The sequence below is a fragment of the Mesorhizobium japonicum MAFF 303099 genome (assembly GCF_000009625.1).
Taxonomy (GTDB): Bacteria; Pseudomonadota; Alphaproteobacteria; order Rhizobiales; family Rhizobiaceae; genus Mesorhizobium; species Mesorhizobium japonicum.
The window spans coordinates 2,375,955-2,396,400 of sequence record NC_002678.2 but is presented as its reverse complement, the minus strand read 5'-3'; the positions used below and the strand labels follow the sequence as shown (position 1 = coordinate 2,396,400).

Below are 20,446 nucleotides of genomic sequence, written 5' to 3'. Positions count from 1 at the left end.
GCATGATGGACCGCGACACCAGGAATGCCGCTGTTGCCGCGCTGTGGATCATGCTGCTGTTCGGCATCGCGGCCTTCTACTTGCCAACCGTGATGCTGGCACTCGGCAGTCTTTCGACGGTGCTCGCCGGCATATTCGGCATCGTCTTCGTGCTGGCGTTTTTCCTCGTGTTCTGGCTGCGCGCGCGCAGCCAGCGAAAAAATCAGGGCAAGTAAGGGAATTTTGACATGCGCATTCTGATCACCGGCGCCGCGGGCATGGTCGGCCGCAAACTCATCGCCCGGCTGGCCAAGGACGGCACGCTGCGCGGCAAGGCGATCACTGCGCTCGACCTGCACGACATCGTGTCGCCGCAGGCCCCGGCCATGGAGGGCGTCAGCATCAGCACCCATACCGGCGACCTTGCGGAAGCTGGTGCCGCCGAAAGCCTGGCCGCGTCGCGTCCCGATGTCGTCTTCCATCTCGCCGGCATCGTGTCGGGCGAGGCGGAAGCGAATTTCGAACTTGGCTACCGCGTCAATCTCGACGGTACGCGGGCGCTGTTCGACGCCATCCGACTGGCGGGTTATGCGCCGCGCGTCGTTTTCACCTCGTCGATCGCCGTCTTCGGCGCGCCGTTCCCGGATGTCATTCCCGATGACTTCCACCCGACACCGCTGACCTCCTACGGCACGCAGAAGCAGATGAGCGAGGCGCTGCTCGCCGACTATTCCAGGCGCGGTTTCTTCGACGGCATCGGCATCCGCCTGCCGACCATCTGCGTGCGGCCCGGCAAGCCGAACAAGGCCGCCTCCGGCTTCTTCTCCGGCATCATCCGCGAGCCGTTGAGCGGACAAGAGGCGATCCTGCCGGTGCCGCGCTCGGTCGCGCACACCCATGCCAGCCCGCGCTCGGCGGTGAATTTCCTGATCCATGCGGCCGGGATCGATGGCGGTGTCGTCGGACCGCGCCGCAATTTGACGATGCCTGGCGTCGCCGTCACCGTCGGCGAGCAGATCGAGGCGCTGGAGCGCATTGCCGGGCCGAAAGTGGTGAAGCTGATCCGCGAGGTGCCGGACGAGACGATCTGGGCGATCGTCAAGGGCTGGCCGACCCGCTTCGAGGCGAACCGATCACGAGAACTCGGCTTCAGCGCCGAGAAGAGTTTTGACGAGATCATCCGCGCGCATATCGAGGATGAGTTGGATGGCCAGCTTCCTGGGTAGGAGTTTACCGGCGCCATCCCATTTCAATGGGGTAAGACAGGCCTAGACGCTGCCGGTCAGGCTCGCCGACAGCAGCAGCAGTCCGAACAAGAAGACGAAGGCGGCGCCGCCGATCTCGACGATCGAATGGATGCGGTTGCCCATGCGGCCGTCACCGGCGAAATACACCGCCCAGTTCTTGGCGGTCACGGCAAGCGTTGCCAGCGCCGAGACGGTGATGGCTGTGCCCAGCGACATCGCAAGCACCGACAGCAGGCCGCCGAGCCAGAGCCCGTTGAGCAGCGCGAAGCTCAGCACGATCAGCGCGCCGGAGCAGGGGCGTATGCCGACGGCGGCCACCGCCGACCAGGCGGTGCGCCAGTCGAAACGGTCGCCCGACAGCAGCGCCGGATCGGGCGCATGCGAGTGGCCGCAGGTTTCGCAGACCTCGCCCGCCGCGTGATCGTGATGCGCATGGTCATGATGAGCATGCGTGCCATGGTCGTGATGGTGGTCATGCGCGGCGTGGTCGTGATGGTTGTGCGAATGGTCATGGTCGTGGTCGTCATGCCCATGTACCGCGTGCGAATGCGCATGCGCCGAAAGGCTGTGCGCGGCATGCGAATGACCAGCGTGGGAATGAGTCGCGTGACCCCCATGCGAATGGCCGGCGTGCGCCGCCGACAGGCTGTAGGCGGGCGCCCTGCCGAACAGGCGCAGGATCGACGGGCCGAGCTTGCGCCACAGCAGCCAGGCGCCGAACAGGGTGACGAGGGCAAAGCTCATGATCTCCATGAACCAGGCCGCGTCGGTCATCGAGATGGTGGTGCCGCGCAGGACGAAATAGGCAACCAGCATGACCGCGATCGCGGTCAGGCCCTGGAGCAGGGCCGAGACGAAGGACAACAGGATGCCGCGCTTGAGCGCCACTTCATTGGCAACCATGTAGGACGAGATCACCGCCTTGCCGTGGCCGGGGCCGGCGGCATGGAAGATGCCATAGGCGAAGGACAGGCCGATGAGCACCCAGAGCTTGCTGTTGTCCTGGCGCATCGCCTTCATCGCCGTCGCCAGCGCCCGGTAGAATTCCTGCTGTCTGAGGTTGATCCACATCAGGATGTGGGCGAACGGACCGGTGGTGGGCGCCATGCCGTCATTGACGCCGATGCCGAGCGAGGACTGGGCGTGCGCGGCGTTGGCGAAGTGCATCGCGGCAAAGGTGAGGGCCAACAGGCCGAATGCCAAACGCAGGGACGGTTTCGTCACCGGCTTCATCCTTCTGGCTGACAGGTCAGTTCGAGTTTGGTGGCAAAGATCTTGCTCATGTCGGTGCCTGTCGGGTCGTTGAAGAAGGCATCCGTCAGGGTCTTCTGGTTTTCCTTGATGGCCTCGTCCGGGTCCGGCCGGATCACCTTGCTGGTGCAATTCGACGGCAGGCCTGCAACCGTGATGTTGGAGTCCTCGGTGAAGTCGATCGCCGTGTAGAAGGTCGGATCATAGACGCCGATGTCGATCGTGCCGGTCAGCTTGATCGGCACCTTGGGCTCGGACTCGAACAGGATGATCAGCTGGTCGTTGTCGAAATTGGCCATCAGATGTGGAGGCGGCACCATCGTCACGTCCTTGCCGTTCTGCGTGACGAGTTGGAAATAGTTGAATTCGGCCAGCGAGGCATGGACGGTGTCGGCGACCTCCTTCAGCTCCTTGTCGTCAAGCTTCAGGTCGGAGTTCTTGTCGAACTCCATCATCACCGTACTCGAAAACAGGTCGTCGAAGCGCCAGAGATGACGCAGCGCTTTCACACTTTGGTGATCCGGGGACAGGATGACGTCCAGGCGTGCCTCGGCGAAGACGTGCGGATGCACGTAAGCCGGTCTGGTGGCGGCAAGGGTCGCCGCCAGGGCCGAAGCCAGTATGATTGCGTGCCGTTTGAGCTGCATTCCCGGTCGCGATTCCCTTGGCTTTGGAGAGGAACCGAAGGTTACCAGAAAGGGGGCGAAATTGGGACCGCCCGTGCGTGTCACCCAAAAGTGCGCAGCGGTTTTGGGACAGTGACACGCGCGAACCCCAAAGCGTGTCACCCAAAAGTGCGCGGCGGTTTTGCGCCTACAACACGCACGCCACAAGAGTCCTGGGCAGGTCAAGCGACCTCACGCGTCCTGAACCATTGCACCAGGAAGTCGACGAAAACGCGGACCTTGGCCGGCAGATAGCGGCGGTGCGGGTAGACGGCGAAGATGCCGCCGCCCGACAGGATGCGGTCGTCGAGCGCTGTCACCAACTGGCCACTCTTGAGATCGGGCGAGGCGATGAAATCCGGCAGGATGCAAAATCCGAGCCCCGACAGGGCCGCGGCCCGCGCCGCCATCGGGCTGTTGACCTCGATCGGGCCTGCCACCGCGACGCTCAGCTGATCGTTGTTGTCGCCCTTGAACGCCCAGTTGTTCAGCCCGCGGCCATTGGTGTCGACGATACAGGGCATGTGGCCGAGATCCTGCGGCCGCGTCGGCATGCCATGCTTGGCGATCAGTTCGGGCGAGGCGCAGAGTTTCACCGAAAACGGCGCGAGCCGCCTCGCGATCAGCGACGAGTTCTCCAGGCGCGAGATGCGCACCGCGAGATCGAAACCTTCCTCGACCAGGTCGACGAAGCGGTCGTCGAGCTGGATGTCGAGCACGATGTCGGGGTGCTGCTTGGCGAAATCGATCAGCGACTGCCCGATCGGCGCATCGGCGAAGGTGCGCGGCGCCGACAGTTTGATCCTGCCGCGCACGTCGCCGGAGGATTCGCGCACGGCGTCCGCCAGGCTGTCGACCTCGCGCACGATCTCCGAGGCGCGCCGGTAATAGGTGTGGCCGGCCTCGGTCATCGAGAATTGGCGCGTCGTGCGGTTCAGCAGCAGCGCGCCGAGTTCGTCCTCCAGCTCGCGCACATATTTCGACAGCAGCGCCTTGGAGCGGCCGATCTTGCGCGCCGCCGCCGAAAAGCCCTCGGCCTCGACGACGTCGATGAAGGCGCGCATGCGGGTCAGTGTGTCCATGGTTCAGGCCCTTTGTGCTGCGTCGAGAAGTTTTCGGCCGAGCCGTATCAGGGCAATGTCGCTGCCGGAAGGGCCAAGCAGCGAAAGGCCGAACGGTGCGCCGGCGACCGAGCCGATGGGCAAGGTGATTTGGGGGAAGCCTGACAGGCCGGCGAGGCACAAAAGATGCAGGGCCCGCTCGCGATAGGCCTGGAACTGCTCCGGCGTCGAGTCGACATAGGGCGCCGGGCCGGGCACCGTCGGCAGGACGAGGAAGCCGTCCTGGCCGAGCAGGGCGCTGAGTTCGCCGCGGAAGGTCAGACGGCGCACGTTTTCGGCCTGCGCCGTGCGGTCGTCGACGGCACGGCCAAAGCCGAAACGCTCCTCGACGCCGGGGCCAAGGTCGCGCTCGCCGCTGGTGATCCATTCGCCATGCACGCCCCAGGCTTCCCTGGCCTGCAGCCGGCGAAAGCACCAGTAGAGTTCATCAGGGGAAGAGCTGAAGCGCGTGGTCGAGGTCGCCGGCATACCGAAAACCGCACCCGCCAGCGCCTTCATTGCGGCATATTCGCCAAGCGCCGGGCGCGCAACCATCTCGTCCAGCCAGGTGAGCGATATCGGGCGGTCCAGGGAATGCTGATGCGGGTCGCGGCCAAGCAGCAGCTTGCCGACGGTCTCGTAGGTCTCGATGTCGTCGGCGAACCAGCCGAACGTGTCGAAGCTCGGCGCCAGCTTCATGGTGCCATCGAGCGCGATACGGCCATGCGTGGTGCGCAGCCCGATCAGGCCACAGAAACTCGCCGGCGCGCGGATCGAGCCGCCGGTGTCGGAACCGGTGGCAATGTCGGCCAGCCTGCCAGCCACCGCTGATGCCGATCCGGACGACGAGCCGCCGGTGACGCGGTCGGGGGCCGCCGGGTTCACCGGAAACGGAAAATGCGCGTTCTGGCCGAACAGCGCGAAGGCCAGTTCGTCGGTCTGCGTCTTGCCGACGAAGCGCGCGCCGGCATCGAGAATCGTCTGGACGGCCGGCGCCGTGCGCGAGGCGGCATTGCTTTCGGTGAATTTCCTGGAATTGCCGCATCCGGTGCGGTAGCCGGCGACATCGTAAATGTCCTTGACGGCCAGCCGCAGGCCGGCGAGCGGGCCGAGTTCGGCATGGGCCACCGGCATCTGGCGAAGATCGAGGAAGGCGTTGTAGGGGCCGTGCGTGCCTGTCATTGTTCGATATCCGGATACGGTTGCATCTACATTGTTCGATGCCGGAAATTTTACAACCTGCGATACGATTTTTATTGATTGTGAAGTCCTTCGCCCCTATATCGCGCTTGCCCAAAGTCGCACGTGCCTGTGGGTGTCCGCCGATCCTCGAATGGTGAGGGAAATCGGTAAGGTAACTGGAGCTAACCCCTCCAGTCGGTCTAGCGGCCAACCGCCAGCCCGAGGACACCTTGAAGCAACGACGGTGCGGGCCTTTCTGGTTCTCTGCCGGTTGTCCAAAGACCGGGGTTACTGAAGAGGCACACCTTCATTGCCGGTAGTGCGGAACGGGGTTCTCCCAATCCAAGCCAAGGCAGACAAAGCGGACCGAAGCCGGGCAGGGCCGAGGTTCATCGCCGCGAGACGGCGTTTCATGGTTCCGGGGTCTCCACCGGCTGGTTCCATGGATTTTCCGTCCCGCCTTTGTCCACCGCGTGTTCGCGAGGCCGACAGCCCGCGTCCGCACCCTTGTGCGCGCCGAAAGGCGTGTTTGGAGAAACCCGATGGCTACCCAGCGCATCCTCGACTTCCTCGCCACCCGACGTCCGTCCGGCCCCTGCCTCGTCGTCGACCTCGATGTCGTGCGCGACAATTTCCGCGCCTTCGAGAAGGCGTTGCCCGATTCCAAGATCTACTATGCGGTGAAAGCAAACCCGGCGCCGGAAATCCTGCGCCTCCTTGCTGCGATGGGCTCGTCCTTCGACACCGCTTCCGTTGCCGAGGTCGAGATGGCGATGGACGCGGGTGCGCCCGCGGACCGCATCTCCTTCGGCAACACTATCAAGAAGGAGCGTGACATCGCACGCGCCTACCAGCTCGGCATCCGTCTGTTCGCGGTCGATTGCGTCGAGGAGGTCGAGAAGATCGCCCGCGTCGCTCCCGGCGCGCGCGTGTTCTGCCGCGTGCTGACCGACGGCGAAGGCGCCGAATGGCCTCTGTCGCGCAAGTTCGGCTGCGTGCCGGCCATGGCCGTCGACGTGCTGCGCCATGCCAAGGGCCTCGGCCTCGACGCCTATGGCGTGTCGTTCCATGTCGGCTCGCAGCAGACCGATCTGACCGCCTGGGACCGTGCGCTCGCCGACGCCAAGAAGGTGTTCGCGACGCTCGCCGAGGAAGGCATCGTGCTCAAGATGGTCAATATGGGCGGCGGTTTCCCGACGCGCTATCTGCGTGACGTGCCGGCGGCCCAGGCCTATGGCCAGGCGATCTTCTCGGCGCTGCGCAAGCATTTCGGCAATGCCATTCCCGAAACCATCATCGAGCCAGGCCGCGGCATGGTCGGCAATGCCGGCGTCATCAAGTCGGAAGTCGTGCTGATCTCGAAGAAGGCCGACAATGACAATGTGCGCTGGGTGTTCCTCGACATCGGCAAGTTCGGCGGTCTGGCCGAGACGATGGACGAGGCGATCCGCTATCCCCTCGTCACCCGCCATGACGGCTCGGAGACCGCGCCTTGCGTGCTCGCCGGACCGACCTGCGATTCGGCCGACGTGATGTACGAGAAGACACCGTATCCGCTGCCTCTGTCGCTGACCATCGGCGACGAGGTGCTGATCGAAGGCACCGGCGCCTACACGACCACCTACTCGGCGGTCGCCTTCAACGGCTTCGAGCCTCTCCGATCCTACGTGATCTGACGGTTCTTTATTTGGCGCATTTTCGGACGGCGAACCGGATACCACTTCGCCTGAAAATGCGCTGAGAGCCGATCAGATCATCCCAGGTGGGCGCTTGTCGCCCGCCCGGGCTCGCTTGTGGAACAGATCTCCGCTTGCCAGGGATTGCGGAAATGGAAATGTCAGTTGAAATCGTAGCTCATGCGCCGGCCTTCTCGATGGTCGCCGAAACCGTCGCCGACGTCGCGGCACGCGAAGCCTTGCTCGATCGTGCCATGGGGCCGATGCGGCGGAAAAAATCGTCGGAGAAGCTGCGGCGCGGCCGCCGGCCTTCGGAAGGCCTGGCCTTCGTCGCGCGCGATGCGTCGGGCGGCGTCGCCGGCACGGTGCGGCTGTGGGATGTCAGGCTGGGCGAGGGCGGCCCGGCAGCATTGCTGCTTGGCCCGCTCGCCGTCGATCCGTCGCTCAAGAATGTCGGCATAGGTTCGGCGCTGATGCGCCACGCCGTGACCGAGGCGGCGCGTCTCGGCCACGCGGCAATCCTGCTGGTCGGCGATGCACCCTATTACGGACGCTTCGGCTTCTCGGCCGACAAGACAGGCCGGCTGGCGATGCCAGGCCCCTATGAGCGGCATCGCCTGCTGGCGCTGGAACTGGTGGAAGGCGCGCTCGATGGCGTGCACGGCACGCTGAAGGCTTGCGGCCGCAAGCTGAAGGCACAGGCGCCGACGCTGGCCGCCTGAGGGCTGAAAACCACTGTTGGCCATTTGACCATTCAAACGAAAACGCCGCCCCGAAAGGCGGCGTTTTTTGTGACTTCGGAGCGAGGCTGTTCAGCCGATCAACTGGCTGAGCGCCATGGCCACCGTCATGTCACCTTCGACTTTGATCTTGCCGGTCATGAACGCCATGGTCGGGTTCAGGTCGCCGGCGATCAGCGAATCGAGATCGTCGAGCGAGAGCTTGATGGTACAGTCGGTGGGGGCATCGGTGGTCGAGACGGTCGCGCCGTCGATGACGATCACGCCGTCGCCCCCGGTGTCGAACTTCACGGAACGATCAAACCCGCTGCTGGCCACGCGCGACTTGATCTTCTCGGCAATCTCCTGAACGCTCACGCTGTTCTCCCTGTCTGGTTGCATCTGCCGCGCAGGGCGTTTCGGTCTGGCCGAAGCCCATGCGGCATCTCTGGCGATCAAGGTCGCTGCCGCATATAGCTTTGGGTTGACGTTTACGTCAACGCGAATCCTGGAGGCTGGTTCCTATCGCCGCACCAGTAGCCTGTCGGGGCACCAGTGGTCAGTGGGCCGGCGGCGCGTCCGCTTCGGCCGGCTTGGCGGTCCCGGCAGCCGCGGTGTCGGAATCCTGCCGGCGGCGCAGCCAGTTGTCGCGGATCTCGTCCTTGCTCAGGAAATTGACCTGATCGACCAGAACCTCATGCACCAGATTCGCGCCGACGCGGGTGTTGACGGTGTCGCGGATGGCGGCGCGAAAGGCATCGAGGTCGATCGTCGCCTTCTTGGTGAAGTCGATCTGGGGATTGGCGTAGAGGTAGCTGTAGACCTGGTCGGTGATGAGCGCTTCGGCCGGAATCGACAGTTTCTTTATCTGCTCCGGTTCGACGGTGTAGACGAGCTTGGCCAGGAAATAGCCGCCGATCTTGGAGTCGCGGATCAGCGGCACCGAAATGACGTCGGTCTTGACGTAATCCAGCCCGCCCAGCATCGGCTTGGGTTTCTCGCCGACGCCGCGTTCGCCGGCTGCCTGGAACGAATAGAAGACGGCGCCGAGCGTGGCGGCGCAGACCCAGACCGCGATGGCGATGATCTTGATCATTCAGAGGCCGAGCCCGACATCATCGCGCTCTAGAGCCTGGTCCATCCCGATTCAATCGGGATGGGGCTCTATCTCTTTGTTTGAGCATGATCTTCTCCAAAAATCGGCATCCACTTCTCGGGATCATGCTCTAGCCTTTCATCCGGCCGAACTCGCCGGCGGAGTAGGTGCCGTCGGTTTCGGCGCGCTGGATGGCGCTGCGCAGCAGGCCGGCGACCTCGTTGACGGCGCTCAGATGCGCCAGGATCGCCGCCTCGTTCTTCGCCAGTTTCTGGCGCAGCCGGGTCAGGCCCTCGCGGTGCTGTTCGAGGAACTCGGCTTCGCTGCCGCCCTTCATGGCGCGCGTCAGCTCATAGAGATAGCGGCTCTTGCGGGCGTTCGACGCCTTGAGATCATAGCTGGTATCGCTGCGGATGCCGGCGGTCTCTTCCTCGACCACCTCCTCGATGCGGCCGATGATGGCCGCAAGGTTTCCGGGCCGCGCGAACGGGATCGGAGCCTCCGACGCGGCCGTGCGCGCCGGCAGGTTGGCAGTGAATTCGGAAGAATCGGCCATGGTGTTTCCCAGTCTAGATCTTGATGTCTGTTTTTATGGTTGTCTCGTCGCCGGTCATCGACCTGGCGGCCTTGCGCTGCAATTCCTGGACGAGCGAGGTGGACAGACGGGTCTGCTGATCGATCTCGGTTTTTTCCGGTCCGTTTGAAACCGGGCCGATCGGCACCTTGCGCTTGCCGTCCATATAGTGGTCGGCAACCAGCGACTTGGCGATGCCGATGCCGCCGCGCTCGGCCATGACGTCGGCGACGCGCTCGGCGAGCTGCGACTTCCACATGTCGCCGGCCAGACCCGTGCCGTAGACGCCCTCCGTGTCCTTGGGCAGCATGTTCTGGATGAAGGTCTGCAGGACCATCGCCTCGAACTTCTTGAATTTCTTGGCCGGATCGGCTGTCGCCGCCGCCTTGTCAGCGGTGGCGCGCGACAGAATCGAGCCGGGATCGACGGACGCCGCGGTATCTAGCGAACCGGCGGTGTCGACCGAAAAGGCACCGGCGGCGGCACCCGCGCGCTTGGTCAGCGCGGCACGGGCAGCCTCGATATCCATCGGATCGGCAGCACGGGCAACATCCATAACGATGTCGCTGGGTGGAGAAATCGCCAAGAAAGTCCGCCTTTTACCGGTTTTCCTTAGCCAGACCATGCCTCAACAAGCTTGTGGCAGGCTTGCGCGAGGGGGAGGAGGGCGGAATGTGGGGATTGAGCGGCTGCTTCGGGCTCTCGCCGACCTTGCCAGCGTCGGTAGGCGGATGGCCAGAGTGCCCTGCCAACGTCGAAAGGCGACCCGCTGCCTCTACAGGTCTTGACGGGAATTGGTGTGCCTGTTTGAGAACGGGGGCGAGACATTTGCTGCATGGGAGACGGGCAAGCGGTGGGCAAACAGTGAAGCGCGTTCTTCGAATGCTTGCCGCGGTGATTGTGGCGTCCGGCCTGGCCGGGTGCACCAGCATTTCCTACTACGCGCAGTCGGTGGAGGGCCACGTGCAGATCATGGCCGCGCGCAAAAATGTCGGAAGGCTTATCCGCGATCCCTCGACGCCCGAGGCATTGCGCGCAAAATTGACGTCGGCCAGCGCCATACGCCGCTTTGCCACGGAAGAACTGGCGCTACCCGACAACAGCAGCTATCGCAGCTATGTCGACATCGGTCGGGCCGATGTGACCCTTGCCGTTTTTGCAGCGCCGCGATTCTCGCTTACGCCAATAACCTGGTGCTTTCCGGTCTTCGGTTGCGTTCCGTACCGGGGGTATTTTTCCCGGAAATCAGCGGCTGAAAGCGCCGCCGAACTGCAGCGGCAAGGACTGGACGTTTATGTGTCAGGCGTCACCGCCTACTCCACGCTGGGCTGGTTCAGCGACCCGCTGCTCAGCACCATGCTGCGTCAGGACGACACGTATATCGCCAGCCTTATCTTTCATGAGCTGGCGCATCAGAAAATCTATGTGAACAACGACTCCGCGTTCAACGAGGCTTTCGCGGTCGCCGTCGAAACCAGCGGTGTAAGGAAATGGCTCCGCGCCACTGGCGACCGCGCTGGATTGCGCCGCTACGAAACGAACCGCAAGCGCCAGGCGGATTTTCTCGGACTGATAGCGGAAACGCGCGATGAGTTGCGGCAGGTCTATGGAAGTCCCCGCGCCCCCGAGCAGATGGCGGTTGCCAAAGCAGCCACGATCGACAGACTGCGCATGCGCTACCGGCAGATGCGCGACAGGCGCTGGGCCGGATACCGGGGATACGACGCTTGGTTCGATGCCCCGATCAACAATGCAAAGCTCGCCGCGACTGCTGTCTACGGTGAACAGGTTCCGGCGTTCCTTCATCTGTTCAATTTGTGTTCCGGCGACTATCCAAGGTTCTACGCTTCTGTTCGCCGGATTGCGGATTTGCACGAACCTTCCCGTGCCGAAGCGCTCAAGGCCGCGGATACGTGTGGTTGACTTGAGCAGGCACGGGACCTAGCAGCCTGGCATCGCGTTGCTCGCCAACAGTGACGATCCGATATCGGCGTCGAGCGCGAAACGCTCGCAGCGCTCGCCGTCGGTGTCATCGATGAAGCTCTCGATATGCTTGAAGCCGAGCTTCGCCATTATCCGCAGCGACGCCAAATTGCGCGTTGCCGCCTCGGCCGTCACCTGTTCAAGCGCCAGGGTTTCGAAGGCGTAGCGCAGGACTTCGCGCGCCGCCTCGCTGCCCAGTCCGTGCCCCCAATGCGCACGCGCCAGCACAAATCCCAATGCGGCTGCCTTCGCGCCAGTTGCGTCGAAGGACAGGGTTATCGTCCCGATCGCGTCCGACACTCCCGCCTGATCTATGGACCACTGGATCGCCTTGCCGTCGGCGAACCGCCGACGCGAGCGGGCCAACCATCGCTCGCCCGCTCTGATGTCGTCGGGAACGGGATCGCCGGCAAGGGAGGCGGATTCGACATCCGTCGCGCGCGCAAACCATGCCGGGATATCCCGTTCGCTAGGCGACCGCAGCACGAGCCTTGGTGTCGTAGCTTTGGAAATCGGACTGCTTCCATGGGAGCACTTTCAACCCGAGGCGGCGTCAATGCAACGTCGCTGGCGGGCCGCGTCGACTAGCTACCAATGACGCCCTTTTTGCGTCCGCAACCAACCATTCATCAGTCCGTGAGGCGCCCACGAAACAAGGCGGTGCCGTCCGTCAGGCGCGACCTGGAGATATTCCGGAATCCAGCCTCGGTCATCCATGCGCGGTACTGACCTTCAGTGTACGATTCGCCATGGCGATAGAGGTTCAAGAAAGTGAGATTGAGAAAGACACCCTCGGACGGGCCGAGGCGGTCGTCATCGACGACACCCCACCCGGCAATTGCGATCTCGCCACCGGGCGTGAGGCAACGCGCCGCGTTCAGGATCGCGTTGCGCGCCTGGTCCGGCGGAAGGACCTGGACGACGGCCTTCAGGATTGCCAGATCATGCCGGCCGATCGATGGCGCGACAGTTATGTCCCCCTCTTCGACAATCACGTCGTCGGCACCGTATTCCGACAGGATAGCTGGCGCAACCGCCGCGACCGTCGGGAGTTCCATCAGCGTCGCCGCAATCTGCCGCCGCCGCTCGCGAAGCCCGACGAGAATGGTCCCGGCTCCCCCGCCGATGTCGATCACCGAACCGATGGCGGAGAGGTCGATCTCCCGGGCCAGATGTCGGCCGAAAATCACCCCGCCCGGTGCGAGCATGCGGCTGAAGGCGGCCGCGGCTTCGGGACCCGCTTCGGAAAAGTCGTGCAGCGCGGCCGGTCGGTTCTGCCGTAGCGACTCCGCCGTCAGCAGGTCGGCTCCCCAGAGCTCGCGCAGGAGCGCATGATCGCCACCGCGATAGGTCGGCTTGGACGCGTCGAGGAAGGCCGACGCTTCGGCTCCGTTGCGAAACTGACCATCCTTGACTTCGAGGAGATCGATGCTGGCGAGCGCGTAGAGGAGCCGCGACAGGCGATCGGGCTCGACTTTGAGCGCCGCCCCAAGGCTGTCAGCCGTCGCGGCGTCGCCACCGAGCCGGGTGAAGATGCCAAGGTCCAGCCCGGCTCGAAGCGCCAAGGCGGGCGGCACCGCTGCGATCAGTCTGTCGATCCGGTCACAATCCACCATGTCGCATCCCTTCCGCGATCCAGAACCGACTTTGAAGCAGTCCCCATAAGATTAGAGCTTCGGTTCTCCGGAAAGTGAAGGCGAAATCATTGTTTCGAGAGACCGACATGCGGCGCAAAGCCGCCGTTCGCGTCGTTCAGTATGTGCGCCGCAACGGGCCATCGCCAAATTCCCGTAGCTACTCCTCGTTCCGTTTCTGCGCGATCAGATCCAGCCGTTCGCGGTCGGAGCGTTCGCGCTCGTCGCGGTTGCGCACGTCCTTGTAGGCGCGCTCGACCATGTTGGTGCGGGCGTTTGCCGTGGCGATGAGGCCGACCTCTTGTTTCGCGCTTTCCAGGCTCTTCTCCTGGCGCACCACCGCCTGGGCGATGCGGCGATGATAGAGATCGGGGAACAGGCCGGAGAGCGAATTGTCCTGGTCGAAATGGCCGATCAATTCCCTGGCCTCGGCTTCCGCCGCGTTTGCCGCGGCCAGGAAGGTGGCGTGGCGGGTCTCGTGCAGCGCCTTCAACTGTTCCTGCACCTTGACCAGTTTCTTCAGGCGGTCCCTGCGCGAGCTCATCTCACCTCGCCAAAGTCAGGTCGACGAAGCCATCGACGAACAGCGACAGCATGGTGCCGATGGCGAAATAGAAAATGATCATGCCGCCGGCGATGACGAAGGGCTGGGAGATGAAATAGATCGGAATCTGCGGGGTCAGCTTGTTGACGAAGCCGATCGTCAGATTGACCAGGATGGCATAGGCGACGAACGGGCTGCCGAGGCGGATGACCAGGAAGAAGGTGTCCGACACGGTGTCGGTGATGTCGACGAGGGCTGCCTGCGGGTTGAAGAAGACGTTGACCGGCGCGACTGTGTAGGACGCCACCAAAGCGCGGACGATCTCGTGGTCGAAGTCGAAGACGAACAGCATCAACAGCGCGGAGAACGAGATGATGGCGGCAAGGGCCGCCTGCGGTTCCGGTTCCTCGATCGCCGGACCGCCCGAGCCGCCATAGCCGATCAGCATGGCGATGGCCGAGCCCATGAAGCGCAGCGCTTCCATGTAGAGCCTGGTCATGGCGCCGATCAGTCCGCCGATCAGCAGCTCCGAGATGATCATTGGCACCAGGATCTGCGGGCGCGGATCGACGAAGGGAATGATGCGATCCCACAGGAAGGCGAGCAGGCCGCCGGTGGCGGCGACCGCCACGAACAGCCTGACCTGCACCGGCACACGGGCGCTGGACAGGCCCGGCATCAGCATGAAGCAGGCGCCGATGCGGCAGAAGGCGAGGAACGCCGCGATGACGACGCTCTGCGAAAGAACGCTCACGATATGGTCCCGAGCACCCTGATCTCGACGCCCTTGGCGATTTCGACATGGGAGAGCACCGGCAGCGTGGTGAACAGGCGCTCGATGATCATGCGCACATAGGGGCGGGCGTCGGGCGCGGTGACGAGGACGAAGCGCTCGCCGGCTTCGAGGAATTTCTTGATCGCCTTGGTGGCGTCCTGGCCGAATTCCTCGAGCTGGCGCGGATCAATGTCGAACTCGCGCACCTCGCCCTTGGCGTCGCGCTTGAGGCTTTGATGGAAGGCGAGGTCCCAGCGGTTGCCGAGGCGCAGCACCTTGAGCACGCCGCCTTCCGAGAGATCGCCGCAGATCTGCTGGGCCATGCGGATGCGGACATGTTCGACGATCTGCTCGGTGCGGCGCACATGCGGCGCGATCTCGGCGATGGCCTCGATGATCAGGTGCAGATTGCGGATCGAGACGCGCTCGGCGAGCAGCAGCTTCAGCACCGCCTGCAGGCCGGGATACGAGATGTGCGTGGTGCAGATCTCGTCGGCGAGCTTGCGGTATTCCTGGTCCTGGCGTTCGAGCAGCGCCTTCATGTCCTTGTAGGACAGAAGCTGCGGCAGGTTGTTGCGGATGACTTCCGAGAGATGGGTGAGCAGCACCGACATGTTGTCGGCGAAGGTGTAGTTCTCGCGCTTCAAATCCTCGGCGAAAGTTTCCATGACGGAATAGGCGCGCATGCCGAAGGCCGGCTCGCGGATCTCCTCGCCCGGAATTTCGGGCACGTCGCGGCTGCCGAGCAGCACCATGATCTCGCCGACGCGCATCGAATATTCGGCGACCACCGTGCCATGCACCTTGATCTGGTAGCTTTTCGGAGGGATGGCGAAATCGTCGGCAACGCGCACTTCCGGCACGACGAAGCCGTATTGCTGCGCGAATTTCTTGCGCATCTTGCCCATGCGGAAGACCAGTTCCTGATGCGAGACCAGGAGCCTGGTCGATAGCTGCTTGCCGATCAGCAGTTCGATCTCGGCGGTGGCGAGCGAGGCCTTGACCGAGTTCTTTTCTTCCTCGGCCTTGGTCGCCTTTTCCTGGGTCTTCAGCGCCTCGGCCGCGGCGAGGACGCGGTTGGCGCGCATCGGGATGACGTAGCCGAGGCCGGCCATGCCGCCGGCCAGCGCAAAGAAGGGGAACAGCGGCAGGCCGGGCATCAGGCCGAGCAGCACCAGCAGTGCCGCCGCCACGTAAAGCGCGCGCGGATGGGCGCCGAGCTGGCCGAACACCGCCTGGTTGGTCGAGCCGCGGGTGCCGCCCTTGGAAACCAGCAGGCCGGCGGCGAGCGAAACGATCAGCGCCGGGATCTGGGTGACCAGACCGTCGCCGACCGACAGCTTGATGAACACGTCGGCGGCCTCGCCCATGCCCATGCCATGCCTGATGTAGCCGATGGCGATGCCGCCGATGATGTTGATGGCGGTGATGATGAGGCCGGCGATGGCGTCGCCGCGCACGAATTTCGAGGCACCGTCCATCGAGCCGAAGAAGGAGGATTCTTCTTCCAGTTCGCGGCGGCGCAATTGCGCGGTCTTGTCGTCGATCATGCCGGCGGAGAGGTCGGCGTCGATCGACATCTGCTTGCCGGGGATGGCGTCGAGGGTGAAACGGGCGCCGACTTCGGCGATACGCGTGGCGCCCTTGGTGATGACGATGAAGTTTACCACGATCAGGATCATGAAGACGATGAGGCCGATGACGAAGTCGCTGGCCATCACCAGCTTGGAGAAGCCTGCAATGACATAACCGGCGGCGTGCGTGCCCTCATTGCCATGCGACAGGATCATGCGCGTGGTGGCGATGTTGAGGGACAGCCGCAGCATCGTGGCGATGAGCAGCACGGTCGGGAACGAGGAGAAATCGAGCGGCCGCTGGATCCACAGCGCCACCATCAGGATCAGCACCGACAGCGCGATCGAGAAGGCGAGGCCGATGTCGATGAGGAAGGCCGGGATCGGCAGGAACAGCACGGCCAGGATGATGACGATGCCGAGCGCGAAGAAGATGTCGCGGCCATTCTTGGCCACCGCGCCGGGCTGGATGCTTTCGCTGATCGCCATATAAGTCCTCGAACCATAGACTGTCGCGCATAGGACAGCCCGGCGAGGGTAGTTGGCCAAGCTTGCGCGAGGGTGGGAGACTTTGTTTTATGCATGTCGTCCTCCCAAAAACCGAGGTCACTTTTGGGCGACATGCAGTAGGCGGACCTGATGTCGCGAAGGAAGGGAAACCCATGCTCCTGATCATCGGCACGATCCGCTTGGCGCCCGACAGGTTCGAGGAGGCAAGGCCGGTGATGGAGCGCATGGTTTCAGGCAGCCGCGCCGAGGATGGCTGCCTCGAATATTCCTATGCGCGCGATGTGCTCGACGCCGGGCTGATCCGGGTCAGCGAGGTGTGGCGCGACAAAGCGGCGCTCGATGCGCATTTCCGTTCGCCGCACATCGCGGAGTGGCGCTCAAGCTGGCCGGCGCTTGGCATTGGCGAGCGCAACCTTGTGCTCTATGAGGCCGGCGAGTCCATGCCGACCTGATCGGCCGTCGGCTATACCGAGGGACAGACCTGGTTCGAGCCACCCGGCACGGTCCATCTCTTCGCCGAGAATGCCAGCGCAACCGAGCCCGCCGAACTCTTGGCGACGTTCATCGCCGACGACGATTGCGGGCCGCTGACCATACCGGACTGACGGTTGGCCTATCGCTCAATCGGGCTGGCAGATGGCATCGGCCATCGCAATCTGGTCGCTCATTTCTGAGAAGGTCGATCAACCTTCCGGTCGCCAGAGAGGCGCCCTTTACTATGGGTTATCCGCTGTATGATAGCAGCCAATGCGAGAGTAGCAGAACCGATGCCAGTACGGAGGGTAGCTCTTGCCAGTCTATACAATCAACGGCGCATCGCGACCGACAAAAGTCGTAGATGTTGCAGGAGATTTCAAAAAAGTTTTTCCAAAGAGCGTGGATTTCAGCAAATTTCGTGATTTTTCTACGCTGGGGGACGGGACGCATGTTTGGAAGAATGCGTTTCAACAAGGGCTCCCCGTCGAAACGGACTATCTGCCCAAACAGCTCAAATGGGGACATGGCGAGCTGAAGAAAGGGCTTCCGGATCTCCTGAAGCACAACAGTATTTTCATTGTCAGTGAAAATCTCCGTCGTGTCGTCGACGAATACGAACCGGGCGTGCACCAATTTTCCCAGGTTGAGATCGTCTGGAAGAATGGCGGGTCATCAATCCCTTACTATTGGTTCTATCCCTGCAATCGGATCGACAGCATAAACGACGCCTTGTCGACGTTTGATTTCGATGAGCATGGGGGTCGCCCCAAGCGGTGGCGCTATCGTCCTGGGGGAAAGTTGGTCTACGATCTGCAAAAGATCGGTGGTACGCATCTGTGGCTGGACCGCGGCTATTTCAGCACCGATGGGATAATGATTTCCGAGACGCTGAAGAACGCGTTCGAGGCGAACGGGCTCACAGGCATCCTCTACTTCAAACATGAGGCCGTATAGCATCCAACGTGGCATGGCGCGGATTAGAGGCGGTCAAGTTTCCACGGCCCGCCGGCTGCGCGCGGTGCTCATCAGATCGATCCCGCTGCTCTTCGGGAGGATGGCCAGCTATCAAAGCCTAGCAGGCGTTGACCTGTCTGCAGGACCAACCTCCGCCATCGGTATCGTGGCAATCTTCGTAGCTGCCGTAACACATGTTCGTTGAGTTGCGGTACCAGGGATAACCGCCGGGACAGCAGACGTCCTGCTGCGCTGTCCGAAGAAGTTCTTCCGCCGGCCGGCTCTGTTTTTCCGTATTGCCTCCTGCAAAGGGAGACATAGGGTATGAAATATTCAATTTGACTGGCATATCCATGCTTGAGTGGCTCATTGCAGACGAACTCAAAAAAAGCGTGCAAGCAGCCAATAAAAACAATCCCCACGCACTCATGTTCTCCTCCTTGAGGGAAATAGAGACGGACCAAATACCACTTTTCAGGCGTTGCGTCGATTTCGCAGGCGAACGGGAGGAGGGGCATCGCCGCGAATCCGGTGTCGGATCTTCAGATGGTCGATCGACTTATGCCTTTGGGCTCGGGGATGATCAAAGGAAGCCTCTAGACCGTTCGAAAACGATCCTCGCAGCGGGGAGCCGGCATCGCGGTTGCCATGCGGTATCGCCGGGCGTATCAGCCTTCTGCGTTCTTTTGATATCGGCGAGCCGCCCGAGTGCTTTCCAGAAACCAGCCACAAGTCTATGCCCGCCGGCTGCGTGCGGTGCTGCTGCGGTCAATTCCGCTGCTCGAGGCGCGCGGCATCGCCGTGGTCATCCTGGCGGGCGTCGTCGGGGTGATGGCGGGCATACTGGTCACGGCGATGAGCCAGATCGTGCAGGATCTGCACGGGCTGTTGTTCGGCGTTCAACCCGGCGGCCGGCTTTCCGGCATGTTCTCGCTCGCCAATCCCATGCAGGCGCTGATCCCGGCGGTCGGCGGCGCCCTGCTCGGATTGACGGTGATCTGGCTGCGGCTGCGGAAATTCCGCACTCCGGTCGATCCGATCGAGGCCAACGCGCTCTATGGCGGGCGCATGTCGCTGACCGACACCTTCATCATCGCCGGCCAGACCATGATCTCCAGCGGCTTCGGCGCCTCGGTCGGCCTGGAAGCCGGCTACACGCAGGTCGGATCCGGCCTGGCGTCGCGGCTGGCGCGCATCTTCCGGCTGCGCCGCAACGATGTCCGTGTCCTTGTCGGCTGCGGCGCGGCCGGCGCCATCGCCGCCGCTTTCGACGCGCCGCTTACCGGCGCCTTCTACGGTTTCGAACTGGTCATCGGCATCTACTCGGTCGCCAATGTCGCGCCTGTCATGACTGCGGCGATCTCCGCCTCGCTGACGGCGGAAATGTTCGGCGGCGTGCCGTTTCCGTTGGAGCTTTCAGGGCTGCCGCAACTCACCCCCAGCCAGTATGTGCCGTTCCTGCTGCTCGGGCTGCTGGGCGGCGCGGCCTCGATCGCCATCATGCAGTTGGTGACGCTGATCGAACGCGGTTTCAACAGGCTGTCGGTCGATGCCTCGCTGCGCCCCGTCATCGGCGGCGTCATCGTCGGCCTGCTGGGATTGATCACGCCGCAGGTGCTGTCCAGCGGCCATGGCGCGCTGCACCGCGAATTCGCCATGAACTATGGGCTGACCGTTGTGGCCAGCGTCTTCGTGCTGAAGCTGGCGGCGTCAGCCATCTCGCTGGGCTCGGGCTTTCGCGGCGGCTTGTTCTTTGCCTCGCTGTTCCTCGGCGCGCTGCTCGGCAAGGCATTCGCCGGCGTGATGGCGCTGATTTCGCCGGCGACCGGCATCGACCCTTCGGTTGCCGCTGTCGTCGGCATGACCTCGCTTGCCGTCGGTGTCGTCGGCGGCCCGCTGACGATGACCTTCCTGGCGCTGGAATCGACCCGCGACCTGACGCTCACCGGCGTCGTGCTGGCCGCCTCGATCATGGCGGCGATCCTGGTGCGCGAAACCTTCGGTTATTCGTTCTCGACATGGCGCTTCCACCTGCGCGGCGAGACGATCCGCAGCGCCCATGATGTCGGCTGGATGCGGAGCCTCACCGTCGGCTCGATGATGCGCAAGGACATCAAGACCATCGATGCCTCGACGACACTGGCCGACTTCCGCAAGCAGATCCCACTGGGTTCGGCGCAGCGCGTCATCGCCGTCGACCCGGGCGATCAGTATGTCGGCGTGCTGATCGTGGCCGAACTGCACAGCGATCCCGCCGGCGGCGAGGTGCCGGTGCGCGATCTCGCCCAGTACAAGGATGCCGTCCTGGTGCCCAGCATGAACGTGCAGGCCGCTGCCGAAACATTCCAGCGCGCCGGCGCCGAGGAACTGGCGGTCGTCGAGGATTTCACCGACCGCATCGTGCTCGGCCTGCTGACCGAGGGCCATCTGATGCGGCGCTATGCCGAGGAACTCGAAAAGGCGCGCCGGGATCTGTCGGGCGAGGGCTAAGGCTTCTCCCTACGCG

At 63.3% G+C, this 20,446-nt stretch carries 21 protein-coding genes; 8 read left to right on the top strand and 13 right to left on the bottom strand.

Annotated elements, in window-relative coordinates; translation table 11 throughout:
* Nucleotides 1-2: 2 nt before the first annotated feature.
* Nucleotides 3-215, top strand: a complete 213-nt coding sequence (locus MAFF_RS12755) for a hypothetical protein (protein ID WP_010911327.1) — start codon at nt 3-5, stop codon at nt 213-215.
* A 12-nt stretch (nt 216-227) separates the two neighbouring features.
* A complete protein-coding gene (gene denD, locus MAFF_RS12750; protein WP_010911326.1) occupies nt 228-1,205 on the top strand; it encodes a D-erythronate dehydrogenase in 978 nt (325 codons plus the stop codon).
* A 42-nt stretch (nt 1,206-1,247) separates the two neighbouring features.
* Here the strand turns inward: denD and MAFF_RS12745 are convergent, their stop codons facing one another.
* The 4 genes from MAFF_RS12745 to MAFF_RS12730 all read right to left on the bottom strand — a co-directional run bounded on the left by MAFF_RS12745 (nt 1,248) and on the right by MAFF_RS12730 (nt 5,424).
* Complete coding sequence (locus MAFF_RS12745) at nt 1,248-2,459, bottom strand: nickel/cobalt transporter (RefSeq protein WP_010911325.1); 1,212 nt, start codon at nt 2,457-2,459, stop codon at nt 1,248-1,250.
* Complete coding sequence (locus MAFF_RS12740; RefSeq protein ID WP_032931544.1) at nt 2,456-3,124, bottom strand: DUF1007 family protein; 669 nt, start codon at nt 3,122-3,124, stop codon at nt 2,456-2,458. Before MAFF_RS12740 ends, MAFF_RS12745 begins: the two co-directional genes overlap by 4 nt.
* Before the next feature lie 200 nt (nt 3,125-3,324).
* Nucleotides 3,325-4,224, bottom strand: a complete 900-nt coding sequence (locus MAFF_RS12735; RefSeq protein WP_010911323.1) for a LysR family transcriptional regulator — start codon at nt 4,222-4,224, stop codon at nt 3,325-3,327.
* Between the two features lie 3 nt (nt 4,225-4,227).
* Nucleotides 4,228-5,424: an amidase gene (locus tag MAFF_RS12730; protein ID WP_010911322.1), complete on the bottom strand. Its 1,197-nt coding sequence runs from the start codon at nt 5,422-5,424 to the stop codon at nt 4,228-4,230.
* Nucleotides 5,425-5,966: 542 nt separating this feature from the next.
* On the opposite strand from MAFF_RS12730, the gene odc2 reads away from it, so the two are divergent.
* Together odc2 and MAFF_RS12720 are read left to right on the top strand one after the other, a co-directional pair.
* Entirely contained in the window at nt 5,967-7,100 is a 1,134-nt protein-coding gene (gene odc2, locus MAFF_RS12725; RefSeq protein WP_010911321.1) for an ornithine/lysine decarboxylase, read from the top strand.
* A gap of 152 nt (nt 7,101-7,252) precedes the next feature.
* Complete coding sequence (locus tag MAFF_RS12720; RefSeq protein WP_044548301.1) at nt 7,253-7,822, top strand: GNAT family N-acetyltransferase; 570 nt, start codon at nt 7,253-7,255, stop codon at nt 7,820-7,822.
* Nucleotides 7,823-7,912: 90 nt separating this feature from the next.
* Here MAFF_RS12720 and MAFF_RS12715 read toward each other — a convergent pair whose 3' ends face one another.
* From MAFF_RS12715 to MAFF_RS12700, 4 genes are all read right to left on the bottom strand, one after another.
* On the bottom strand, nt 7,913-8,197 hold the full coding sequence (locus tag MAFF_RS12715; RefSeq protein ID WP_010911319.1) for an SCP2 sterol-binding domain-containing protein: 285 nt from the start codon (nt 8,195-8,197) through the stop codon (nt 7,913-7,915).
* A gap of 181 nt (nt 8,198-8,378) precedes the next feature.
* Complete coding sequence (locus tag MAFF_RS12710; RefSeq protein ID WP_010911318.1) at nt 8,379-8,915, bottom strand: hypothetical protein; 537 nt, start codon at nt 8,913-8,915, stop codon at nt 8,379-8,381.
* A gap of 130 nt (nt 8,916-9,045) precedes the next feature.
* Entirely contained in the window at nt 9,046-9,471 is a 426-nt protein-coding gene (locus tag MAFF_RS12705; RefSeq protein WP_010911317.1) for a hypothetical protein, read from the bottom strand.
* A gap of 13 nt (nt 9,472-9,484) precedes the next feature.
* Nucleotides 9,485-10,114: a rod-binding protein gene (locus tag MAFF_RS12700; protein WP_010911316.1), complete on the bottom strand. Its 630-nt coding sequence runs from the start codon at nt 10,112-10,114 to the stop codon at nt 9,485-9,487.
* Between the two features lie 257 nt (nt 10,115-10,371).
* Here MAFF_RS12700 and MAFF_RS12695 point away from each other — a divergent pair, with 257 nt between their 5' ends.
* Complete coding sequence (locus tag MAFF_RS12695; protein WP_044548300.1) at nt 10,372-11,412, top strand: aminopeptidase; 1,041 nt, start codon at nt 10,372-10,374, stop codon at nt 11,410-11,412.
* A gap of 18 nt (nt 11,413-11,430) precedes the next feature.
* On the opposite strand, the gene MAFF_RS12690 is transcribed toward MAFF_RS12695, so the two are convergent.
* The 5 genes from MAFF_RS12690 to flhA all read right to left on the bottom strand — a co-directional run bounded on the left by MAFF_RS12690 (nt 11,431) and on the right by flhA (nt 16,488).
* On the bottom strand, nt 11,431-11,958 hold the full coding sequence (locus MAFF_RS12690) for a GNAT family N-acetyltransferase (protein WP_010911314.1): 528 nt from the start codon (nt 11,956-11,958) through the stop codon (nt 11,431-11,433).
* Nucleotides 11,959-12,101: 143 nt separating this feature from the next.
* The gene (locus tag MAFF_RS12685) at nt 12,102-13,088 is read right to left on the bottom strand and encodes a methyltransferase (protein WP_010911313.1); all 987 of its coding nucleotides are present in this window, start codon (nt 13,086-13,088) and stop codon (nt 12,102-12,104) included.
* A gap of 178 nt (nt 13,089-13,266) precedes the next feature.
* Nucleotides 13,267-13,650, bottom strand: a complete 384-nt coding sequence (locus MAFF_RS12680; protein WP_010911312.1) for a hypothetical protein — start codon at nt 13,648-13,650, stop codon at nt 13,267-13,269.
* A gap of 1 nt (nt 13,651) precedes the next feature.
* The gene (gene fliR, locus MAFF_RS12675; RefSeq protein WP_010911311.1) at nt 13,652-14,404 is read right to left on the bottom strand and encodes a flagellar biosynthetic protein FliR; all 753 of its coding nucleotides are present in this window, start codon (nt 14,402-14,404) and stop codon (nt 13,652-13,654) included.
* On the bottom strand, nt 14,401-16,488 hold the full coding sequence (flhA, locus tag MAFF_RS12670; RefSeq protein WP_010911310.1) for a flagellar biosynthesis protein FlhA: 2,088 nt from the start codon (nt 16,486-16,488) through the stop codon (nt 14,401-14,403). The genes fliR and flhA overlap by 4 nt, the downstream gene beginning before the upstream one ends.
* A 173-nt stretch (nt 16,489-16,661) precedes the next feature.
* Here flhA and MAFF_RS12665 point away from each other — a divergent pair, with 173 nt between their 5' ends.
* The 3 genes from MAFF_RS12665 to MAFF_RS12655 all read left to right on the top strand — a co-directional run bounded on the left by MAFF_RS12665 (nt 16,662) and on the right by MAFF_RS12655 (nt 20,430).
* Nucleotides 16,662-16,961: a putative quinol monooxygenase gene (locus tag MAFF_RS12665; RefSeq protein WP_010911309.1), complete on the top strand. Its 300-nt coding sequence runs from the start codon at nt 16,662-16,664 to the stop codon at nt 16,959-16,961.
* Nucleotides 16,962-17,298: 337 nt separating this feature from the next.
* Nucleotides 17,299-17,940 carry an imm11 family protein gene (locus tag MAFF_RS12660; protein ID WP_141245605.1) on the top strand — a complete coding sequence of 214 codons (642 nt, stop codon included), beginning with the start codon at nt 17,299-17,301 and terminating at the stop codon, nt 17,938-17,940.
* A 708-nt stretch (nt 17,941-18,648) separates the two neighbouring features.
* Complete coding sequence (locus MAFF_RS12655) at nt 18,649-20,430, top strand: chloride channel protein (RefSeq protein ID WP_010911307.1); 1,782 nt, start codon at nt 18,649-18,651, stop codon at nt 20,428-20,430.
* Nucleotides 20,431-20,446 lie beyond the last annotated feature (16 nt).

Excerpts from the sequence above, each read along its gene's own strand:
- MAFF_RS12730 (WP_010911322.1), bottom strand. The coding sequence starts at position 5,424 with ATGACAGGCACGCACGGCCCCTACAACGCCTTCCTCGATCTTCGCCAG.
- flhA (WP_010911310.1), bottom strand. The coding sequence starts at position 16,488 with ATGGCGATCAGCGAAAGCATCCAGCCCGGCGCGGTGGCCAAGAATGGC.
- MAFF_RS12665 (WP_010911309.1), top strand. The coding sequence starts at position 16,662 with ATGCTCCTGATCATCGGCACGATCCGCTTGGCGCCCGACAGGTTCGAG.
- MAFF_RS12680 (WP_010911312.1), bottom strand. The coding sequence starts at position 13,650 with ATGAGCTCGCGCAGGGACCGCCTGAAGAAACTGGTCAAGGTGCAGGAA.
- MAFF_RS12745 (WP_010911325.1), bottom strand. The coding sequence starts at position 2,459 with ATGAAGCCGGTGACGAAACCGTCCCTGCGTTTGGCATTCGGCCTGTTG.
- MAFF_RS12740 (WP_032931544.1), bottom strand. The coding sequence starts at position 3,124 with ATGCAGCTCAAACGGCACGCAATCATACTGGCTTCGGCCCTGGCGGCG.
- MAFF_RS12755 (WP_010911327.1), top strand. The coding sequence starts at position 3 with ATGATGGACCGCGACACCAGGAATGCCGCTGTTGCCGCGCTGTGGATC.
- MAFF_RS12705 (WP_010911317.1), bottom strand. The coding sequence starts at position 9,471 with ATGGCCGATTCTTCCGAATTCACTGCCAACCTGCCGGCGCGCACGGCC.
- MAFF_RS12700 (WP_010911316.1), bottom strand. The coding sequence starts at position 10,114 with ATGGTCTGGCTAAGGAAAACCGGTAAAAGGCGGACTTTCTTGGCGATT.
- MAFF_RS12685 (WP_010911313.1), bottom strand. The coding sequence starts at position 13,088 with ATGGTGGATTGTGACCGGATCGACAGACTGATCGCAGCGGTGCCGCCC.
- MAFF_RS12710 (WP_010911318.1), bottom strand. The coding sequence starts at position 8,915 with ATGATCAAGATCATCGCCATCGCGGTCTGGGTCTGCGCCGCCACGCTC.
- MAFF_RS12720 (WP_044548301.1), top strand. The coding sequence starts at position 7,253 with ATGGAAATGTCAGTTGAAATCGTAGCTCATGCGCCGGCCTTCTCGATG.
- denD (WP_010911326.1), top strand. The coding sequence starts at position 228 with ATGCGCATTCTGATCACCGGCGCCGCGGGCATGGTCGGCCGCAAACTC.
- MAFF_RS12735 (WP_010911323.1), bottom strand. The coding sequence starts at position 4,224 with ATGGACACACTGACCCGCATGCGCGCCTTCATCGACGTCGTCGAGGCC.
- odc2 (WP_010911321.1), top strand. The coding sequence starts at position 5,967 with ATGGCTACCCAGCGCATCCTCGACTTCCTCGCCACCCGACGTCCGTCC.
- MAFF_RS12695 (WP_044548300.1), top strand. The coding sequence starts at position 10,372 with ATGCTTGCCGCGGTGATTGTGGCGTCCGGCCTGGCCGGGTGCACCAGC.